The organism is Arthrobacter sp. SW1, from assembly GCF_001766675.1.
Classification (GTDB): Bacteria; Actinomycetota; Actinomycetes; order Actinomycetales; family Micrococcaceae; genus Arthrobacter.
In genome coordinates, this window is record NZ_MJLT01000001.1 from 463,679 (window position 1) to 483,229 (window position 19,551).

Here is a 19,551-nt window from a genome sequence, read left to right on the forward strand (position 1 = left end):
CAAACGGCGGACACCGGCTTCCAAAGGACCCGATTCCGGCTGGCTAGCCGCCCTGGGTGGGGGTCGGCGTCGGCGTCGCAGTGGGCGACGGCGACGCACTCGGTGCCGGCGTCACCACAAGACGCGCTTCGGCGTCGAGGGCCTTCTTCAGTGCCGCTGCCAGCTTGCTCTGCTGGGCGCCGTACCCGGCGAAGTCGCCCTTGGCGAGGGCGGCCTGGCCATCCGTGATCGCCTTGTTGGCTTCATCCAGTGCCGCCTTGAGGTCGGCCTTGGCGTCCTCAACACCCGGCTTCGGCGAGGTGGGCGTGGTGGGCTTGTTCGGTGTCTGGCCGTTGTTGTCCGAGTCACCTGCCGCGGCACCGGAATCGCCGCCGAAGAGTTCGTCCAAAGCCTCGTCCAAGGTCGCGGCGAAGCCCACCTTGTCACCGAAGGCCACGAGCACGCGCTGCAGTGTGGGGTACGAGGTTTCACCCGTGGACTTCAGGTACACCGGCTGCACGTAGAGCAGGCCACCGCCCACCGGAAGGGTCAGGAGGTTGCCGTTGAGCACATCGGAGGCACCCTGGCGCAGCAGGTTCAATTCCCGGGAGACCTCGGGGTCGGAGTTGAACTTGTTCTGCGCCTGGCCGGGGCCGGGCACCTGCGAGTCGGTGGGCAGCTGGAGCAGGCGCAGCTGCCCGTAGCCTTCGCCCTTCACGCCCTTGGTGCTTCCGGCGTCCGAATCAGCGGACAGGAAGCCGTACAGGATGTTGCGGGCGTTGCCGTTGACCACCTGCGGGATGAACGAGGACGTCAACTGGAAGGCCGGCTTGGTCTGGCCCGGCATTTGCAGGGACATGTAGAACGGCGGCTGCTTGGGAGCCTCGGTTCCCGGAGAAACGTTGACGGTGGGATCGTTCGGCACGCTCCACGCATCGTTGTTGTTGTAGAAGCGGTCCGGGTTGGTCACGTGGTAGCGGCCGAGGAGTTCGCGCTGGACCTTGAAGAGGTCTTCCGGATAGCGCACGTGGCTCATCAGCTGGCCGGACATTTCGCTGTACGGCTTGATGGTGCTGGGGAAGATCTTCTGCCAGGACTTCAGGATGGGGTCCTGGTCGTCCCAGGCGTACAGGGTGACCGAGCCGTCATAGGCATCCACGGTCGCCTTGACGGAGTTGCGGATGTAGTTCACCGTGCTGTTCGGCAGCACCGCGGCACGTCCCGTGCTGGTCTGGGTGTCAGCCGTGATGTTCTGCAGCTGCTGCTGCTGGGAGTACGGGTAGTACTGGCTGGTGGTGTACCCGTCCACGATCCACTTCACGCGCCCGTCGACCACGGCCGGGTAGGCGTTGCCGTCCACGGTGAGGTAGGGAGCCACCTTCTCGACGCGCTCACGCGGGGTGCGGTCGTAGAGGATCTGGGACTTCTCGTTGACGCCATCGGAAAGCAGCAGGTCCGAGGACTGGAACTTCATCGAGTACAGCAGGCGGTTGAACCAGTTGCCCACGTTCGGGCCGCCGTTGCCGGTGAAGGTGTACTGGGTGTCGGTGGACCCGTCCCTGCCTGCCGGCCGGTCCTGCTCGCGGTGCGGGGATCCTTCGGGCGCGCCGACCACCGAGTAGTCCGTGGTGCTCTCCCCGAAGTAGATCCGCGGCTGGTAGCTCGAATCGTTGCCGAGGGCGCCGCTGGACGGAATGCCGGAGAGCAGGAAATCGGGCTTGCCGTCAGCCGTGAACTTGTTGCCCTTGGCCGCGACGACGCCGTAGCCGTGCGTGTAGACGATGTGCTTGTTGTACCAGGTCTGCTGGCCGCTGCTGATGCCTTCGGCATTCAGTTCGCGGACCGCGATGACGGTGTCCTGGACTTTGCCGTCCACGGTGTAGCGGTCAACGTTCAGGGCCTTCGGGAACTGGTAGTACGGGCGGTACTGTTCCAGCTGGCCGAACGCCGAGGACACCAGGTTCGGGTCGAGCAAGCGGATGTTCGCGGCCGTCTGGGCATCCTTTGCCAAGGCTCCGCTGCTGGCGGTGGTGGTGGCCTTGTACGGCTGGACCTGCACCTTGTCCAGGCCGTAGGCGGCCCGGGTCATGGTGATGTTGCGCTCGATGTAGTCCTTCTCCAAGGTCTGTTCCGAGGGGCGGACCTGGAACTGCTGGATGACCCACGGGTACACACCGCCGGCCAGGATGGAGGTGATGATCAGCATGGCCGTGCCGATCACCGGCAGGCGCCAGCGGCCGATCACGGCGGCCACGATGAACAGGACTGCCACCAATACTGCGGCGACGGCGAGGATTGACTTGGTGGGCACGACGGCGGTGACGTCGGTGTACAGCGCACCCGCCCAGCGGCCGGAGTTGTTCTGCACGGTGGCGTAGACATCGAGCCAGAAGTTGGCACCGAGCAGGAGCAGGAACAGTGCACCGCTGACGGCAAGGTGGATCTGGGCGGCGCGGCTGGTGAAGACGCCGCGTTCCATCAGGCGGATGCTGCCGTACAGGTAATGGGTCAGGATGCCTGCGACGCCGGCTACCACCACCACGCTGATCAGGAATCCGGTGACGAAGCCCAGGAACGGCAGGCTCATCAGGTAGAAGCTGATGTCCAGGCCGAACTGCGGATCCTGTTGGCCGAACTGCTCCTGGTTGAAGAACAGGAGAGCCTTCTGCCACTGGCTGGCCGCGGCGCTGCCGGCGAAAAGGCCGAAGAGCACGGGCAGGCCGATCATCACGACGCGGCGCACCGGTTCAAGCTGCACCTGATAACGGCTGAGGTTGTCCCGCACGTCCGAGTCCGGCGCATAGACGGGCCGGGCGCGGTAGGCCAGGCGGATGGACGCGTACACAGCAGCGAACATCAGGATGAATCCGGCCAGGAAGGTCAGGATGCGGGCCAGGTTCTCCCGGATGTAGACCTCGAAGAAGCCAAGCTGCTGGTACCAGAGGACGTCGGTCCACACATTGGAGAAGAACACGAAGGCCACCACAACGAGGGCGACCACGATCAACGTGGGCGTCAGGGCACCCCGTCTCAGCGGCGGTCTTCCGGGCGGGCGGGTGCTTGCAGGACGGGACAAACCAGGTACCTCATAGCTCGTTGTCAGATTTACGGGTCAGTGCGGGTGTGTGTCGGCCGGCCCGGCGCGCAGCACCGGGAGCCGTCACTTATGCCACGAGTGGCAGCGGAGCTAAGTTCCACCGCCAGTCTAGTTCTTCGTGCAGGCCGGCAATCCGGAGGTGTCCTCCCCTGCGGCAAGGCGCTTTACGGCCGTTTCGGCATCGTCAAGAGTCTCCACTTTCACCACCTGCAGTCCGTCGGGAATGTGGCCGACGACGTCCTCGCAGTTTGCGGCCGGCGCCAGGAACATCGTGGCTCCCTCGGCGCGGGCACCGTGCATCTTCTGGGCAATGCCGCCGATCGGGCCCACCACGCCTTCCGGGGAGATCGTTCCGGTACCGGCGATGTGCTTCCCGCCGGTGAGGTCTCCGGGGGTGACGCTGTCCATGATGCCCAGCGCGAACATCATGCCGGCACTCGGGCCGCCAACGTCTTCGAGGGAAATCTTCACGTCAAAGGGGAAGGTGAACTTGTACTGCAGGGCGACGCCGAGAAGCCAGCGGCCGCTCTCGCTCTTGCGCGGGGTGATGCTGACGCTGACCGCCTTGCCATCCCGTTGGACCGCGACGGCGGCGGGAGCGCCCGCGGTAGCGGCCAGTTCGCTTTGGATGACGGCAAGGGACGTCACGGCCTTGCCGTTGATCGATGTAAAGGTATCGCCCTTGCGGAGCTTGCCCTCGGACGCCGAGTTCTCACTGAGTTCGGCCACTTCCAGCTTCTGCTCGTAGCTGATACCCAGTTCCTTCAGGGCAGCGGCCACGGCGTTCTCCTGCGAAGACGTCATGGCCAGGGCGCTCTCCTGCTCGGATTCCTCCTTGGTGGTGCCCTTGGGGTAGATCAGTTCCTCGGGATAAACGGCCTTAGACCCATCGAGCCATGCCTGGAATGCTTCCAGCAGGCTCACGGGCCCGTTGGGGCCGCCGTTGATGTAGACGGTGGTGAGGTCGAGGTTGCCCTTGGCGGGGAAGCTCTCATGGCCGGTGACCGAGATGACCGGTTTCCCGTTGTCCGAGCCGATGGTGTTGAAGGTGGGGCCTGGAGATTCCACGACGTAGGGCACCGGAAGGGCCACCGCGGCAATGCCGAGCAGCACCGCAAGGGCGCCCGATACCAGCATCGCCATATAGCGGCCGCTCCGCTGCGGACCCGGCCGGGTCGCCGCGAAAGGTGCGCCGGCACCCGCTTGCTGGCCGCCGTCGTCGAAATTTCCGGTACTCCGGTCGTCCCCGGGGTTCGGCGATGTGTTCACTGAATGGCCTCTCCGAGCGCACCGCGAGGTGCGCAAAGTCGTGTTGCCGGACGCCGCGCGCCGGGCACCCTTCTCAACGTCCCACCCTACGATGCCCGGGCCTTCCCATGCTGCTTTGCCTAGAGCGAACGGGCGGCCCGCAAGGCAGACAGCCCCCGCCCCGGGCGGTACCTTGAAGGTGATCACCAGTCAGCAACGACGATCGGCGGCACCATGACTTCCAAGCCCAACACGCCCTCCAACGGGGACGACTCGCCCCAGGATCCCCTGGCAGAGATGCTGAAGAACCTGATGGGCGGCCAAGGCATGGGCGACATGGACCCCTCGGAGCTGGCCAAGGCAGCCGGCCTGCCGAACGATCCGGCCCTGCTGCAGCAGATGTTTTCCCAGGTCCAGGCCATGATGAGCGCCAGCTCCGAAGGCCCCGTCAACTGGCAGCTTGCCCACGACAATGCCCGCCGCGTGGCCGCCGCCGGCAGCGATCCTTCCGTGACCGCCGCGCAAAGCCGCGAAATCGATGAGGCCCTCCGCCTGGCCGAGCTGTGGCTCGACCCCGTGACCGATCTGCAGGCCACCGGGCTGATCGGCCATGCCTGGTCCCGCGCCGAATGGGTCGAAGCGACCCTGGGCACGTGGAAGCGGCTGACCGAGCCCGTGGCCAACAGCATCGCCAATGCCCTCTCCGATGCACTGACCCAGCAGATGCCCGAGGAAATGAAGTCCATGATGGGCGGCGCGTCCTCCATGCTGCAGAACATGGGCGGCGCGATCTTCGGCATGCAGCTTGGGCAGGCCATCGGCGCGCTGTCCGCAGACGTTGTCAGTTCCACAGACATCGGAGTGCCCCTGGCTGACCTTGAAATGGCGCTGCTGCCCTCCAATGTGGCCAAGTTCGGTGAGGGCCTCAGCGTTCCGGAGAACGACATCCGGCTGTTCCTCGCCGTCCGCGAAGCCGCGCATGCCCGGTTGTTCGTCCAGGTGCCGTGGCTGCGCGGGCACCTCCTCGGCGCGATCGAAGCCTACGCCCGCGGCATCCACATCGACATGAGCCGTATCGAAGACCTCGCCCGCGACCTTGATCCCAGCAACCCCGAAGGCATCCAGGAAGCGCTGTCCCAGGGCGTCTTCACACCCGAGCGGACGCCTGCCCAGTCCGCGGCGCTGGAAAAGCTCGAAACCGCACTGGCCCTGGTCGAGGGCTGGGTGGATGAGCTGACCGCCGCCGCCACCGAGAAGATGCTGCCTTCGGCGTCCGCCCTGCGTGAGACCGTGCGCCGGCGCCGCGCCACCGGCGGTCCGGCCGAACAGGCCTTCTCGTCCTTGGTGGGGCTGGAGCTGCGGCCGCGCCGGCTCCGCGATGCGGCCACCCTGTGGTCCGTGCTGAAGGAAGAACGCGGCATCGCCGGCCGCGACGCCATCTGGCAGCACCCGGACCTGCTGCCGACCGCCGAAGACCTCGACGATCCCCAGGGTTTCTCCGAGCGCCGCCGCCTGGCCGAAGCCAGCGACAGCGAAGTGGACGATGCCCTGCAGAAGCTGCTGAGCGGCGGTTACGACTTCCCCGCTGATCCTGCCGGACCCGCGCAGGCAGCAGACGGTTCAGCCGACAGTTCAGCCGACGGCGAGGACAGCTCCGAGGACGGCGACGACTCCGGCGCCGGGGACACGAAGGCCTAGCAGCCGGCGTCGTCTCCGGGGACCCCGGCATCCCCCGGACCTCCGGTGTCCCGGCCAAGGCCCCGTGACGTGGCGAAGGCTACTCCCTCGAGGAAAGCCTTCGCCCGTTGCGTTTCCGGGTAGGCCTCAAGGAGGCGCCAGAAGGCGGCGTTGTGCCCGGCCACCAGCAGGTGTGCCAGCTCATGCAGCAGCACATAGTCGATCACCCACTGCGGCATGGGCTTCAGTTTGTCCGACAGCCGGATGCTGCCGTCCGCCGGAGTAGCCGAACCCCAGCGCGAGTTCTGGTTCCCCACCCAGCGCACCGACGTCGGGACTGCCCGGCCACCGAGGTACCGGGCGGACAGTTCGGCCGCATGGGCCGCGAGTTCCGCGTCCCCGGAGGGCCGACGACGCCCCGCGCCGCGCGCCCGCCGCTCCCCTTGCCGCTTGAGCTTCTCCAGCATCCGGCCCACCCATTCGCGTTCCTGGGCCCGGGTGAACGACGCCGGAATGGCGACGACGGCGGTTCCGTCCTCCCAGAAAGCGGCCACAGTGCGGCGGCGCCGGGCGGAACGGCGCACGACGACGGGAGCGCCCTCATCCGTAGTCAGCCCACCCGTTGCGGACGCTCCCTCAGCCCTCATGGCCGTGCCCGCTTTCGGCCGGAACGGATTCGGCCAGCACGGAGAGGACCGCCTCGCCGTACTTTTCGAGTTTCGAGGGCCCGACGCCGGCCAGCGTGGCAAGTTCTTCAAGGCTCGCCGGGCGGGCCTCGGCGATGGCGGTGAGGGTGGCGTCGGTGAACACGACGAATGCCGGGACATCGGCCGTGCTGGCCTCGTCCTTTCGCCACTGGCGCAAGGCCTCGAAGGTCTGTCCCTCGTAGCTGGCCGGGCACTGCCGGCAGCGGCCGATCTTGCGTTCGGCGCCCGTGGCGAGCATGCTTCCGCACACCCTGCACGACGCCGGGGCAGCGGCTTTGCGGCGCGGCAGCGGCCGGCTGCGGGCGCTGGCCGAGCCCACCGAATCGGGACGCAGCCCGTCGAGGAAACGGGAGGGCTTGCGGTTGGCCCGGCCGCCCGGAGTGCGGGCCGTGGACCAGGAAAGGCTGAGGTGTTCGCGGGCGCGGGTGATGCCGACGTAGAGGAGCCGGCGTTCTTCGTCCACGGCCTCCGGTGTGTCCGCGAAGGAAATGGGCATGAGCCCTTCGCTCAGGCCCACCAGGAACACGGCGTCCCATTCGAGGCCTTTCGCGGCGTGCAAGGAGGCCAGGGTGACGCCTTGCACCGTGGGGGCGTGCTGGGCGACGGAGCGTTCCTGGAGTTCGTTGACGAACGCTGCCAGGTTGAATTCCGGGCCCCGGTTGGCCACGAGTTCATCGGCCAGGGCCACCAGCGCAGCGAGCGATTCCCAGCGTTCCCGCAGGGCACCGCCGCCGTGCGGGGCGGAGTCGGTGTAGCCGAGGGTGGACACGATATCGCGGACCAGCTGGCCGAGCGGTTCACCGGCAGTGTCCGCTGCAGCCCGGGTGGCGGCACGCAGCTGCAGGATCGCATCGCGCACTTCCTTGCGGGCGAAGAACCGCTCACCGCCGCGGAGCTGGTACCCGATGCCGGCGGAGGCAAGTGCCTGTTCGTAGGCTTCGGACTGGCCGTTGGTCCGGAAAAGGACAGCGATCTCGCTGGCCTGCACTCCGGCGTCGAGCAGTTCCCGGATGCGGCCGGCCACCACGGCGGCCTCGGCTTCGTCATCGGGGCATTCCATGAACCGCGGTGCCGGACCGGCCGGCCGCTGTGCCACAAGCTGGAGGGGCTTCGCCCAGGCGGCGTCGGCAGCAGGTCCCCCGCTGCGGCGGGAACCAAGCAGATCGTTGGCGAGCTTCACCACCTGCGGGGTGGAACGGTAGTCGCGGACCAGCTTGACGACCGTGGCCTCGGGGAACTGCTTCTTGAATCCCAGCAGGTGCTTGGGTGAGGCACCGGTGAAGGAGTAGATGGTCTGGCTGGCGTCGCCCACCACGCACAGTTCGTCGCGCTCCCCCAGCCACAATTCGAGGAGGCGCTGCTGCAGGGGCGAGACGTCCTGGTATTCGTCCACCACGAAGTGGCGGTACTGTTCACGGACGGTCGCGGCCACCTTCGGATCTTCCTGCAGGATGCCCACGGTAATCAGCAGCACGTCCTCGAAGTCGATGACGTTGCGGTCCGTCTTGATGTCTTCATAGGCCTGAAACACCCGGGAGACGGCCGTGAGGTCGAAGCCGCCGGGCGTGCCGCGTCCCTGCGCGTTCTCCAGGTAGTTGGCCGGGGTAAGCATGGACACCTTGGCCCATTCGATCTCGGCGGCGAGGTCGCGGATGGAGGCGCGGTCCGTGCTGAGCCGCAGGCGGCGTGCGGCCTCGGCAATCATGGTGGCCTTGTGGTCCAGCAGGTTCGGCAGGGTGCCGCCAATGGCCTGCGGCCAGAAGAACTGCAATTGGCGCAGGGCTGCGGCGTGGAACGTGCGGGCCTGCACGTTCCCGACGCCGAGGTCCCGGAGGCGGCTGCGCATCTCGGCGGCGGCGCGGGCGGTAAAGGTCACGGCAAGCAGCCGCTGAGGGCTGTACACCCCGGAATGCACGCCATAGGCAATCCGGTGGGTGATGGCGCGGGTCTTTCCCGTTCCGGCGCCGGCGAGGACACACAACGGGCCGTTCAGTGTGCTGGCGACTTCACGTTGTTCGGCGTCGAGGCCGCCCAGGATGCGTTCTTCCAAAGAGCCGCCGGGGCCGGCCGATGCAGCCGTCATTTGGCGGGTTCCTCGATGGTGCCGCCGTACCAGTGCTCGATCAGGGATCGGGCAATCGACAGCCGGGAAGGGATGGTGATCTCCCCGGAGAGCACGGCATCCTGGAGTTCCTCGCGGCTGAACCAGCGCGCCCTGGTGACCTCCACGCCGTCGGGCCTTGGCTCGGTGTCCTCGGTGAAGGCGGTAAACCCCAGCATCAGCGAGGCCGGGAACGGCCAGGACTGAGAACCAAGATACTGGCAACTGCTGATGCGCACGCCGACTTCCTCGGCGATCTCGCGCACCACGGCCTGTTCCAGCGATTCACCGGGCTCCACGAAACCGGCAAGCGTTGAGTGGTTGATGGATCCTGCGGGGCCGCCACCGCCAAGGAGGACGCGGCCGTCCGGGCCGACGACCGTGACGATGATTGCGGGATCGGTGCGCGGATAGTGCTCTGAGTTGTCCCGGGGGCAGCGCCGCACCCAGCCTCCGGCTTCGATGTCCGTGGGCGTGCCGCATTGCGGGCAGTGGGTATGGGTGGCATGCCAGTTGGCGATGGCGCTGGCCTGGATGAACAAGGCGGTGTCCGTGGCGTCCAGGCGGGCGGCCATTTCCCGGAAACCGATCCAGGAGGCTGTGCCGGGGACGCCCGCCGTGCCGGGTTCCGGGACAGTGCCGGGGACGAGGAGCAGCACCGGGGTGTCCCGCGAGTGTGCGGCGTCGCTGAGCGTCCTGCCCAGGTAGATGGTGGTGACCGGGGCACCGGAGCCGGCTTGGAGGGATGCCAGCAGCGGGGCGGCATCACCCAGCCAGAGCCCGTCTCCTTCGACGAGTGCCTGGCGTCCGGCGAGGACCATGGCCTTGGCGGTTCCGGACGCAATGATCTCCTCGACCATTCCGGGCTTGACGCGTTCGGCAGATGCCCTGTCAACCATGGCGGGCGGAACCGGAAGGAGCGTGTCCGTGAGGTGGTTCGCCGGCGTCCGGAACTCGGTAAAACTCATGTACCTACCGTACTGACTCGCACCGACAAATAACATTTGCCCTGATCAGGGCCCCGTGCCTCCACCGCGGACTGTTCGGTGCTCCTTTTCGGGCGGATCTGGAGACTCGCCGCAGGGACACCGCCCCGACGGCGCCCGCTGACCCTACCGTGGAATGTGTGAGAAGAACACCGCTCGAACTGGCCGCCATTGCAACAGCGGCAGTGCCCGGCCTGGCGCCGACAGCCACTGCTTCCGCCCCGGACGACGCCGCCGATTTCGATTCGGCGCTTCTGCTCGACGCCGACGGCAAACGGTGGCGGGTGCGCTCACCGAGGCACGCCGAGGCGAGCACCCGGCTGGAGACCGAGTTCATGGTCCTGCGGGCTTTCACCCCTGCCATCCGCGCGGAGCTCCCTTTCCTGCTGCCGACTATCGCCGGAACCGTGCGGCAGGGCTCGCTGAGCACCTTTGTCTACACACACCTGGCCGGCTCGACGCGCAGCATCGAGGAGCTCTCCGCATGCAGTGACACCCTGGCCAAGGAGATCGGCACGGCCCTGGCCGCCGTCCACGACCTGCCGCAGGCCCTGGTCAACAACGCGGACCTGCCCAGCTACACGGCCAATGAGTTCCGTCAGCGCAAGCTCAACGAACTCGACCAGGCAGCGACCACCGGGAAGATTCCCACGCTCCTGCTCCGCCGCTGGGAGCACGCACTGGAGGACATCGGCCTGTGGCGGTTCAACCCGTGTGTCGTGCACGGGGACCTGCACGAGGACAACCTGCTGGTGGACGGCGAGCGCGTCACCGCGCTGACCGGATGGACGGATCTGCGCATCGGTGACCCTGCCGACGATTTCGCCTGGCTGGTGGCCTCCAACGAGCAATCGTTCGTGGACGCCGTCCTGCGCCATTACACCGCGGCGCGCCGGGACAAGGCCGACGAGCACCTGCTCCGCAGGGCCGCGCTCCTGGCCGAATTCGCGCTCGCCCAGTACCTGGTGAAGGCCCTCGCTGCGGGCCACGCCGCGATGACCGCGGAGGCCGAAGCCATGCTGAAGTCCCTCGCGGACGACATCGGCGAGCAGGAAGCCGCCGACGACGATGCTCCGGAGACGGCGGCCGTTCCGGCCGGCGTGCCTGTCACTGGAGCTCCGGCAACCGGGGCTTCCGCGGGTGCAGCTCCCGTAGCTCCGGCGGCCGCGCCGCCCGCCGTCGTCAGCGTCAGCCCTGTGCCCTCGCCGGTGCAACCGCCTGCGCCGGCCGTGACCGTCGCCCCGATTCCCGCAGCCGGCAACGATTCCGCTGACAATACGGCCGCTTCCGCCGAGCCCGGGAGCGCGGCAGCGGCCCCGGACACCTCGACGGCGGCCATCCGGATCGTGCCGCTGGCGGGCTCCGGAGACGCGACCGGCAGCTAAGGCGCGCCCGGCGGCTAAGCTGCCGGATCAGCGAGGGCTGACTCGATGACCGCTTCGAGTTCGGCTTCGGAGCCAAGGTCGTGCGGCCGGACGACGGCATCCTCCGGAACGTAATAGAAAGCCGCGCTGACCGATTCCAACGGCACGTCCATCAAACGGGCCCACGCCAGGCGGTACACGGCAAGCTGCACCGAACGGCTGCGGGGCCTGCTGCCCGACGGGCGGCGTCCGGTCTTCCAGTCGACCAGTTCCCAGCTGCCGTCGGCATTGCGGAAGACGGCGTCGATCCGGCCGCGGACCACCACCCCGCCGATCGCCGTTTCCACCGGCACCTCCACGAAGGCCGGTGCTCGGTGCGCCCATTCCGAATTCTTGAAGGTCTGCACCATGTCATCGAGGCCGTAGGCGGCATCGATATGGGCGTCGGCACCGGATTCTTCGCCGAAGTCCAGCATGCCGCTCGTGCCGAAATACTCTTCGACCCACGAGTGGAAGGCGGTTCCCTTGCGTGCCGCCGCACCCGGTTCACGGGGCACCGGGCGGCGGAGCTGGGCCAGAACGGCCTCCGGGTCGTCGCCCAGTTCCACGAACATGGAGGCGGAGATGTGTCCGGGCAGGTGTACTTCCTGGACCGGTTTCCGCATGCGGGAGCGTTTCAGGAGGAGGTCCGCTTCCGCAGCCCATCCGGTCACGGCATGTCCGCCCACACCCTGAACCGGCGCTGCATCGCTTTCCGGGCACAGCGGTTCCCCCGGCAGGAGCCGTTCGATGGCATGCCTGACCCTTGCGGCCGCGGCGTCCATGGCGGAGCGCCGGCCGGGAACGTTCCGCAGCCTTTCCCCGGTGCGCGGATCGTGCGGGCCTTCGAGGGGGTCGTACGGGAAGACGGCGAGTTCGGCGGCCACGGTGAGCGGGCTCTCGGCCGGCAGTTCATCCTCACGCAGGGAACCGGGATGGATGGCGGCGGAAGCACCGGCGTCGGGGTTTTCCGCGAGCGGCGCGAGCTCGGCCAGGAAAGGCGACACCTCGGCGATCCCGGCACGCGAACCGTTCCACGCGGCGCTCGACGCCCACAGCACGAACTTGGCCCGGGTGTAAGCGACGTAGGCGAGGCGGCGTTCTTCCTGTTCGCCGTGATGCTGGACCTCGGATTTGAAGTCCTTTTCCGCGTCCAGGCAGCTCTTCTGGTCCGGCTGGTCAAGGTCCCATTGCGGCAGGTCCGCGCGGTCGCCGCGCAAGGGCCAGGGAAGCGCCGCAGTGCCGCTGCTCCAGCGCGAATCACGGTTGCTGGGGAACGCGCCGGCGTTGAGCCCGGGGACGAAGACAACATCCCATTCCAGCCCCTTGGAGGCGTGGACCGTCAGCAGCTGCACGGCGTCGTGGTTGACCTCCGCCGCGGCGGCGTCCAGGCCGCCTTCCTCGGAGGCCGCGGCTTCCAGCCAGGACAGGAACGCCAGCGGGTCCACGCGGTGGGAGGTCTGCAGGAAGCTTGCCGCGGCGTCCTGGAAGGCATCCAGGTTGCGGCGGGCCTGGTGGATGCTCACCCCGGGCTTGGCGGCCACTTCGATGTCGAGCAGCATGGCCCGTTCCACTTCGCCCAGGAGGGTGGTGAGGTCGTCGCCCAGGAAGCCGCGCAGGTTCCGCAGCTCGGCGGACAAGCGGGCGAGCCGCTCCTGCGCCGCCTCGCTCAAGGAACGTCCGTGGGCCGAGGTCCAGCCGGGCCGGGGCAGGAAGTCCAGTGCCTCGACCAGGCTTGCGGCATCGGTGATGTCGCTTTCGACGACGGCCGGGGCGGCGTCTTCGTCCGCGGCCAGTTCTGCGGCGAGGGCATCAGCATTGCTGCCTGCCTGCGCCCGGCGCCGGGCCAGGAACCTGGACCAGTCCTGGAAAGCCATGAGGTCCGCCGGACCGATCCGCCACCGGGCCCCGGCGATCAGGCGCATGAGGGAATCCGAGCGGCCGGGATCGGCCAGTACCCGCAACGTTGCCACGAGGTCCACGACCTCCGGCGTGTCCAGCAGGCCACCCAGGCCTACGATTTCGTAGGGAATCCCCTGCCGCTCGAATTCGCGGCGGAGGATTTCCATTTGGGCCCGACGGCGGCACAGGACTGCCATGCTCGGCGGCACCGGCTGCCCGGCTGGGTCCGTTTCGAAAATCGTGCGGCGGTAGCGCAGGACATCGGCGGCGATTGCCGTGGCTTCGTCTTCATCGGTAGCGAAGCGTCCGAGCACGACGTTGCCATCCACCGCTGCCGGACTCGGCTGCAGCGGTGGAACCCCGATGGAACTGCCGCCCCCGCCGCCGTGTGCGTCGTCCCCGGCGCTCCGCTCGCCCGCCGGACCGCGTGAGGCGGCGTTGAGCGGGGCGGAGATGGCATTCGCCGTGGCGAGGATGTTCCGGCCATTGCGCCACGCCGTCGTCAGGTAGGAAACGGGCGCCGGAGCAAAAGAGGCCGCTCCGTCACCGGCATCAGTGCGCGCAGGGAATTCCTGCACGAAGTGGAAGAGCTGGCCGGCGGAGGCACCGCGGAAGCCGTAGATGGACTGGTTCGGATCGCCCACCGCGGTGACGGCGTGTCCTCCGCCGAAAAGCCGCGAAAAAAGGACGAGCTGGGCATGCGAGGTGTCCTGGAACTCGTCGAGCAGCACCACCTTGTACCGGGAACGCTCGGTGGCCGCCGCCACGGGCACCTCACGGGCGATCTTCGCCGCGAGCGCCACGAGGTCGCCGAAGTCGAGGACTCCGCGTTCCCGCTTGGCGGCCTGGTAACGGCCCACCATGTCCGCCACGCTGGCGCGGGTCAGCAGCATGCCGTGGAGTTCGATGGCCGCCTGGGTGGGGTTCTTCTTGGCACCGGCCTGGTACGGCAGCCGGCTGAACTCCGCAGCCCGGTCCATCAGCCAGGACTGCACCTCGCCGGGTTCGCGGAGGTGTTCCGCGCATTCCCCGGCGAGCTGGACCACCGCGTTGACCAGCGTGGATTTGGCTGCGGTGAAGTGCTCGTACGGGCCGTCGTAGCCTTCCACGACTTCGCTGGCCAGCTGCCAAGCCTGGGCCGCACCAAGGAGCACCACGTCGCGTTCGATTCCCAGGCGCAAACCGTAGTCGGACACGATGCCGCTGGCGTAGGAGTGGTAGGTGGAAACCTTGGGTTCCAGCTCATCGGATCCGGCCAGCCATTCGGGAAAGCCGTGACGCCCGGGCTCCGCGACGGCGATCCGCTGCAGGGTGGCCAGCTTCGAGCGGATGCGGCTGGCCAGTTCCCCTGCCGCCTTGCGCGTGAAGGTGACGCCAAGGACCTCTTCGGGCCGCACCCAGCCGTTGGCCACGAGCCACACCACACGGTCGGCCATGGTGGCGGTCTTCCCGGACCCTGCCCCGGCGATGACGAGCCGCGGGGACAACGGCGAAGCGATGATCGACGCCTGCTCATCGGTGGGACGGTTCTTTTCGCCCATGATCGCGGCGAGTTCGCCGGGGCTGAAGCGGGGCGCCGGAACGCCGTCGGCACGCCCGGTACCGGAGTCCACCGGCTCCGGGGAAATTCCACCGAACGCCGGGGCCAGGGTGTCGATCGTCATTCGGTGACCTGCTTTCCTCGGGCACAGAGCGGGCAAATTTCGGGGAGGCGGCAACCGTGGCCGCCATGGCCCCCCTTGGCTGGGTCATGCCGGGCTTCGAAGGTGGAGCCGGACATCAGCACGGCGGCTTCGTTGACCATGTCCCGCGCCCAGTTGTCCGAGGGATCCAGCGCGTCCTGGGCCTGGATTCCCGGGGACTTGGTCTTGGTACCAAGCTGTGCCAGCACGGCACCGCCGGGAGTAGCGCCCTCGGAGGACCCTTCCTCGTCGAAGGCACCTTCCAGGACCGCTGCCTGGTAGGCACCCAGCTGCGGATGGCGTGCGAGTTCAGCCTTGCCCGGCTGCCGCTTGCCGGTCTTCAGGTCCACGATCACCAGCCGGCCCTCGGCGTCGATCTCCAGGCGGTCCACTTGGCCGCGGAGCATGGCGGCGCGTTCCCCCACCGGCGGCAGCGGCACCTCGAAGTCGAGTTCGACGCCGAGCAGGCGCCGCCCTTCGCTGCGCATCACCAGGATGTACTGGGCAAGCTTGCGGACCATGGCTTCGGCCCGCTGGTAATCCAGTTTCCCTTCCCAGGTGTCCTTCATTCCGAGGGATGGCCAACGGCGGGCCAATTCTGCAAGGTACTCGGCGCCGGAGGCGTCCGGAAGTTCCTGGGCGATGCCATGGACCAAGGTTCCCAGGCTTCGGGCGAAGTCGGTGGCGGCTTCGCCCCCGGCTGCCTGGACAAACCAGTCCAGCGGCGACTTGTGCACGGTTTCGACCTTGGACGGCGACACCATGACCGTTCCCCCATCCGGGACGACGGCGGCATCGCTGCTGAGCGGGGCGAGCCCCCACCAACTGTCGGGATGGGCGCCGGCCACCGGAGGCTCGGCTGTTGCCAGGTGCGCGAGGACCCGTGCGGCTTCGGCGGCCTCCGCTTCCGGATCGCCCGCCGTTCCGGGACGGGCCGGACGCAGGCCACCCGGGATGTCGACGAGTTGGACTTTCTGGCGGAGTTCCGCAACGAGGGCACGGAGGGTCATGGGCCGCTCCACCGGTGTGTAACCACGGGCGTACTGGCCGGGCTCCAGCGGAGCGACGTAATCCAGGAAGGCCGAAGGCTGTTCGTCCTCCGAGGACACGGCCGTGCAGATCAGGACCTCCCGCGCCCGCGACACAGCCGTGGAGAAGCTCCGCAGCTCGTCATAGCGGATATCGCGGAGCCTGCTCAGCGGGCCCCGCTGCAGGGCGTGGTCCACCCCGTGCTCCACCGCATCGGCAAAGAGCGTGCTGCCCAGGAGCTCGCCGCGCAGGCGGGTATTCGGCCAGACTCCTTCCTGCAGGCCCGCGACAATCACCACGGGCCATTCCCTGCCCGCAGCGCTGGCCGGGGTCATCAGCTCCACGGCTTCTTCAAGCTGTGCACGGGCGGCGAGCGTATCCATGGGGAGTTCCTGGTTCATCAGGTACTCAAGGAATTGCTCCGCGCCCGAGCCCGGCAGCTGGTCCACATACCGCTCCGCTGTGTGGAACAGAGCCATCATGGCATCAAGGTCGCGGTCCGCACGGGCTCCCGACGCGCCGCCGTCGAGCGCCAACGCCGCCCAGCGGGAGGCGAGGCCGCTGCTGTTCCACAGGGCCCAGAGCACGGTTTCGGCGTTGGCGCCGGGCTGTTCAAGGGCGGTCCGGCCGGCCGCGAGCATGCGGGCCAGCCGCCGGGCGGAGCTGCCTTCGATGCCAAGGGTGCCCAATGCACCGGGCTCAAGGAGGGCCTCGACCAGGAGCGAATCACTGGCCCGGCCACCGCCGCCGAGCAGTTCCTCCCGGCGCAAGGCCTGCCGTAGCCTACGCAGTTCGATGGCGGTCGCACCGCCGATCCGCGAGGTCAGCAGGGAAACCGCCAGTTCCGGGGTCAGCCTGGACTGATCCAGCACCACGCCGTACAGCTCAAGCAGCGGGCGCACGGCGACCTCGTCCCGCACGGCGGAGTCCGCCACCGGGACCTGGACCGGGATTCCCTGCCCGGACAGGTAGCGCTGAAGCTGGGAAAGCTGGCCGCCGTTGCGCACGATGACGGCGATATCGCTGAAAGCCCGGCCGTCCCGCAGCTGTGCTTCAAGGATGCGCTGGGCGACGTAGCGGAGTTCGTGGGCGGGAGACGGCAGGAGATGGGCTTCGGCGCTGCCCTCTCCCCTGATTGCGGAGTCGCTGTCCGTCTCCGCAGGCTCGAGCTGCCGGGCGAGCTGCCCGCCCTGGCGCTGCGAAATGCGCGCCGCCACGCGAAGCCAGGCGTCGGCAACGGCCGGCGCCTGCCGGTGCGCAGTCCACAGCGGCAGTTCGCGCACCGGCTTCTCCGCCAGGCCCTGCCCGCCAAGCAGCCTGGGAAGCTCGGCCACGAGATCGGGCCGCGCACCACGGAAGCCCTGCACCACGGTGTCCGGCGAGGAAGTGACCAGCACATCCTTGCCTTCCGCGATATCCGCCAGGAGTTCGAAGACCGCCGGGTTGGCTTCCTGGATATCGTCCACGAGGATCAGCTGGAGCCGTTCGCGTTCCGCGGCAAGGAAGTCAGGCGCGTCCTGGAAGATCTGCCGGGCGGCGGTGATGATGCCGGCGGGGTCGAACGCCTCGGGCATGCGGAGATCCAGGACGTCCCGGTACTCCGAGTAGAGCCGGGCGGCGGCCATCCAGTCCGGCCTGTCACATTCCCACGCGAGCGCTGCGAGGTCCTCCGCGGTGCGTCCGGATTCGATGATGCGGTCGAAAAGCTGGCGGATTTCCTGCCGAAAGCCGCGTGTGGGCAGCGCTCCGGAAAGGTCTTCCGGCCAAGGCAATTCCAGGCCGGGCCGGCTGTGGCCTTCAAGCAGTTCCTTGATGATGAGGTCCTGTTCGGGACCCGAGAGGAGCTTGGGCGGACGCGGCAGCGGCAGGACCCCTTCGGCTTTGGCGCGCCGGATCAGCTCGAAAGCGTACGACGCCCAGGTGCGTGCCGGCGTCGTACTCAGCGTCCGGCCGAGCCGCGCCGTAAAGCGGTCCCGCAGCGCCGAGGCGGCATGCCGGCCGGGGGCAAGGATGAGGATGCGGCCGGGGTCCACGCCGTCCCGCTGTACGCGCCGCACGGCGGCTTCCACCAGCACGGTGGTCTTCCCCGTGCCGGGTGCTCCCGGGACCAGGAGGGGGCCGGAACCGTGCGGAAGATCGACGACGGCGGCCTGGTCCGCGGACAAAACGGGCACCGCGCAGACGTTCCCGCGCGGGGGGACAAGACGGAGTCGCTTTGCTGGCTGTTGGGTTACCGGGACGCTCACACAGTCATTTCATCATCGGGCACTGACAATTTATGGAGCTGACGCTCCAGCTCCTCCGAAATCGCGTCGATCCTGTCGAAGTCCGCCTCTGTGGGCGACCAGCGCGCGGCCGCGATATCCACCCGCCAGCGCCCTTCGCCGCTTCGTTCGAACTGTTCGACATCGCCGCGCAGTGCCGTCCCTTCAGCACGGTAGCGGCGGAACGCCTCGGCTTCGTGGCCGGGCGGGGCTTCGCCGCTTGACCTCAGGATCCGCCACCAGGCCACTCCGCTTCCGTGATGGCTCATCACGGACCCCACCTGGCGGGGCCCACCGTGGCCAAGCAGTTCCGCGACGTCGCCATAGGCAAGGACCGCTCCCGGAGGGACGAGGCGGACGACGCCAAGCACCGCCTCCACCAGCTCCATCCGCATCTTTCCACCCTATCCGCTGCCGCCGCAGTGTCGCTTTCGAATCTTGTCCGGGGGTGCCGGTAGCGTGAAACCATGAGCTCCTGGAACACCCTCCCCCGCGCAGCCTTCGACCTTGAAACCACCGGCCGGAATTCCCGCGCCGCGCGGATCGTCACGGCCTCAATCACCGTGGTGGACGGCGAAGGCAACGTCATCACGGAGCGCGAGTGGCTGGCCGATCCCGGCGTCGAAATCCCCCAGGAAGCCAGTGACGTCCACGGCATCACCACGGCGAAGGCCCGTGCGGAAGGCCGCCCGGCGGCGGAGGTCACCCGGGAGGTCGCCGCCACCCTGCAGGAACTGTTCGACGACGGCGTTCCCGTCATTGCGTTCAACGCCAGCTATGACTTCACCGTCCTCGCTGCCGAATCCGCCCGCTACGGCGTGCCTCAGCTGACGCGCTTCCCGGTGCTGGACCCGTACATCATGAACAAGCAGGTGGACCGCTACCGCAAGGGCAAGCGCACGCTCTCCGCGCTGTGCGAGGAGTACGGTGTGGACCTGGAAAACGCCCATACCTCGGCCGCGGATGCCCTGGCCACGCTGCGCGTGCTCGATGCCATGGCGGGCAAGTTCCCCAAGCTGCACATGCCGGCATCCAAGCTCCACCAGCTCCAGGTTGACTGGGCCGCGGCCCAGGCTGCCGATTTCCAGTCCTACCTGCGAAAGAGCAAACCTACCGCCGTCATCGAAGGCGACTGGCCTGTGCTTCCTCCGGAGGATGCCAGCCGGGGCGGCTTCTAGCTCCACGCTTCCGGGCGCCATAACACGCGCTCCCGCATGACGCATGTCACAGGAACGAGGCCCCGGCGGCAGGCACCGACGGCCTGGACGCAATTTTCCTGTTGCGTTTTCTTACGCGGCATTCACACGCAAGATCCCTCCACCGCGTAATAAATCTTCGAAATATTGACCATTGTTTCGAACTATGTTCGGAATCTTTGAGCGTTCTACCCGGATGACATAATTATCTTTGGCGGGTCGAGTTCTGCTGAGCCCCACGAAAGACCCTGCGGCCGCATCCCCGCCCGCGTCACCGAGA

General features: G+C 67.9%; 11 protein-coding genes. 3 read left to right on the plus strand and 8 right to left on the minus strand.

Features of this window, described 5'->3' with window-relative positions; translation table 11 throughout:
• Positions 1–43 precede the first annotated feature (43 nt).
• Both BIU82_RS02195 and BIU82_RS02200 read right to left on the minus strand, forming a co-directional pair.
• Positions 44–3,055, minus strand: a complete 3,012-nt coding sequence (locus tag BIU82_RS02195; protein WP_070347794.1) for a UPF0182 family protein — start codon at positions 3,053–3,055, stop codon at positions 44–46.
• A gap of 129 nt (positions 3,056–3,184) precedes the next feature.
• Positions 3,185–4,219 carry a S16 family serine protease gene (locus BIU82_RS02200; RefSeq protein WP_253182663.1) on the minus strand — a complete coding sequence of 345 codons (1,035 nt, stop codon included), beginning with the start codon at positions 4,217–4,219 and terminating at the stop codon, positions 3,185–3,187.
• 339 nt (positions 4,220–4,558) lie between these two features.
• Between BIU82_RS02200 and BIU82_RS02205 the strand changes: the two genes are divergently transcribed.
• On the plus strand, positions 4,559–6,022 hold the full coding sequence (locus tag BIU82_RS02205; protein ID WP_070347795.1) for a zinc-dependent metalloprotease: 1,464 nt from the start codon (positions 4,559–4,561) through the stop codon (positions 6,020–6,022).
• Here BIU82_RS02205 and BIU82_RS02210 read toward each other — a convergent pair.
• Genes BIU82_RS02210 through nudC form a run of 3 tightly spaced genes read right to left on the minus strand, consistent with a single transcriptional unit; the run spans position 6,019 to position 9,777 of the window.
• The gene (locus BIU82_RS02210; protein WP_070347796.1) at positions 6,019–6,648 is read right to left on the minus strand and encodes a M48 family metallopeptidase; all 630 of its coding nucleotides are present in this window, start codon (positions 6,646–6,648) and stop codon (positions 6,019–6,021) included. The two genes, BIU82_RS02205 and BIU82_RS02210, sit on opposite strands and share 4 nt — an antisense overlap.
• The gene (locus BIU82_RS02215; RefSeq protein WP_070347797.1) at positions 6,638–8,791 is read right to left on the minus strand and encodes an ATP-dependent DNA helicase UvrD2; all 2,154 of its coding nucleotides are present in this window, start codon (positions 8,789–8,791) and stop codon (positions 6,638–6,640) included. The genes BIU82_RS02210 and BIU82_RS02215 overlap by 11 nt, the downstream gene beginning before the upstream one ends.
• A complete protein-coding gene (nudC, locus tag BIU82_RS02220) occupies positions 8,788–9,777 on the minus strand; it encodes an NAD(+) diphosphatase (RefSeq protein ID WP_070347798.1) in 990 nt (329 codons plus the stop codon). Before nudC ends, BIU82_RS02215 begins: the two co-directional genes overlap by 4 nt.
• Positions 9,778–9,935: 158 nt before the next feature.
• On the opposite strand from nudC, the gene BIU82_RS02225 reads away from it, so the two are divergent.
• Positions 9,936–11,180, plus strand: coding sequence for a macrolide 2'-phosphotransferase (locus BIU82_RS02225; RefSeq protein ID WP_070347799.1), 1,245 nt, complete (start codon positions 9,936–9,938; stop codon positions 11,178–11,180).
• A 14-nt stretch (positions 11,181–11,194) separates the two neighbouring features.
• Here the strand turns inward: BIU82_RS02225 and BIU82_RS02230 are convergent, their stop codons facing one another.
• The 3 genes from BIU82_RS02230 to BIU82_RS02240 all read right to left on the minus strand — a co-directional run bounded on the left by BIU82_RS02230 (position 11,195) and on the right by BIU82_RS02240 (position 18,470).
• On the minus strand, positions 11,195–14,641 hold the full coding sequence (locus BIU82_RS02230; RefSeq protein ID WP_253182664.1) for an ATP-dependent DNA helicase: 3,447 nt from the start codon (positions 14,639–14,641) through the stop codon (positions 11,195–11,197).
• 119 nt (positions 14,642–14,760) lie between these two features.
• Positions 14,761–18,057: an ATP-dependent DNA helicase gene (locus BIU82_RS02235; RefSeq protein ID WP_070347800.1), complete on the minus strand. Its 3,297-nt coding sequence runs from the start codon at positions 18,055–18,057 to the stop codon at positions 14,761–14,763.
• The gene (locus BIU82_RS02240) at positions 18,054–18,470 is read right to left on the minus strand and encodes an MGMT family protein (protein WP_070347801.1); all 417 of its coding nucleotides are present in this window, start codon (positions 18,468–18,470) and stop codon (positions 18,054–18,056) included. The genes BIU82_RS02235 and BIU82_RS02240 overlap by 4 nt, the downstream gene beginning before the upstream one ends.
• A 72-nt stretch (positions 18,471–18,542) precedes the next feature.
• Between BIU82_RS02240 and BIU82_RS02245 the strand changes: the two genes are divergently transcribed.
• Positions 18,543–19,253: a 3'-5' exonuclease gene (locus BIU82_RS02245; RefSeq protein WP_070347802.1), complete on the plus strand. Its 711-nt coding sequence runs from the start codon at positions 18,543–18,545 to the stop codon at positions 19,251–19,253.
• The last annotated feature ends 298 nt before the right edge of the window (positions 19,254–19,551 follow it).

Excerpts from the sequence above, each read along its gene's own strand:
- BIU82_RS02245 (WP_070347802.1), top strand. The coding sequence starts at position 18,543 with ATGAGCTCCTGGAACACCCTCCCCCGCGCAGCCTTCGACCTTGAAACC.
- BIU82_RS02240 (WP_070347801.1), bottom strand. The coding sequence starts at position 18,470 with ATGCGGATGGAGCTGGTGGAGGCGGTGCTTGGCGTCGTCCGCCTCGTC.
- BIU82_RS02205 (WP_070347795.1), top strand. The coding sequence starts at position 4,559 with ATGACTTCCAAGCCCAACACGCCCTCCAACGGGGACGACTCGCCCCAG.
- BIU82_RS02200 (WP_253182663.1), bottom strand. The coding sequence starts at position 4,219 with ATGGCGATGCTGGTATCGGGCGCCCTTGCGGTGCTGCTCGGCATTGCC.
- BIU82_RS02210 (WP_070347796.1), bottom strand. The coding sequence starts at position 6,648 with ATGAGGGCTGAGGGAGCGTCCGCAACGGGTGGGCTGACTACGGATGAG.
- nudC (WP_070347798.1), bottom strand. The coding sequence starts at position 9,777 with ATGAGTTTTACCGAGTTCCGGACGCCGGCGAACCACCTCACGGACACG.
- BIU82_RS02230 (WP_253182664.1), bottom strand. The coding sequence starts at position 14,641 with ATGGGCGAAAAGAACCGTCCCACCGATGAGCAGGCGTCGATCATCGCT.
- BIU82_RS02215 (WP_070347797.1), bottom strand. The coding sequence starts at position 8,791 with ATGACGGCTGCATCGGCCGGCCCCGGCGGCTCTTTGGAAGAACGCATC.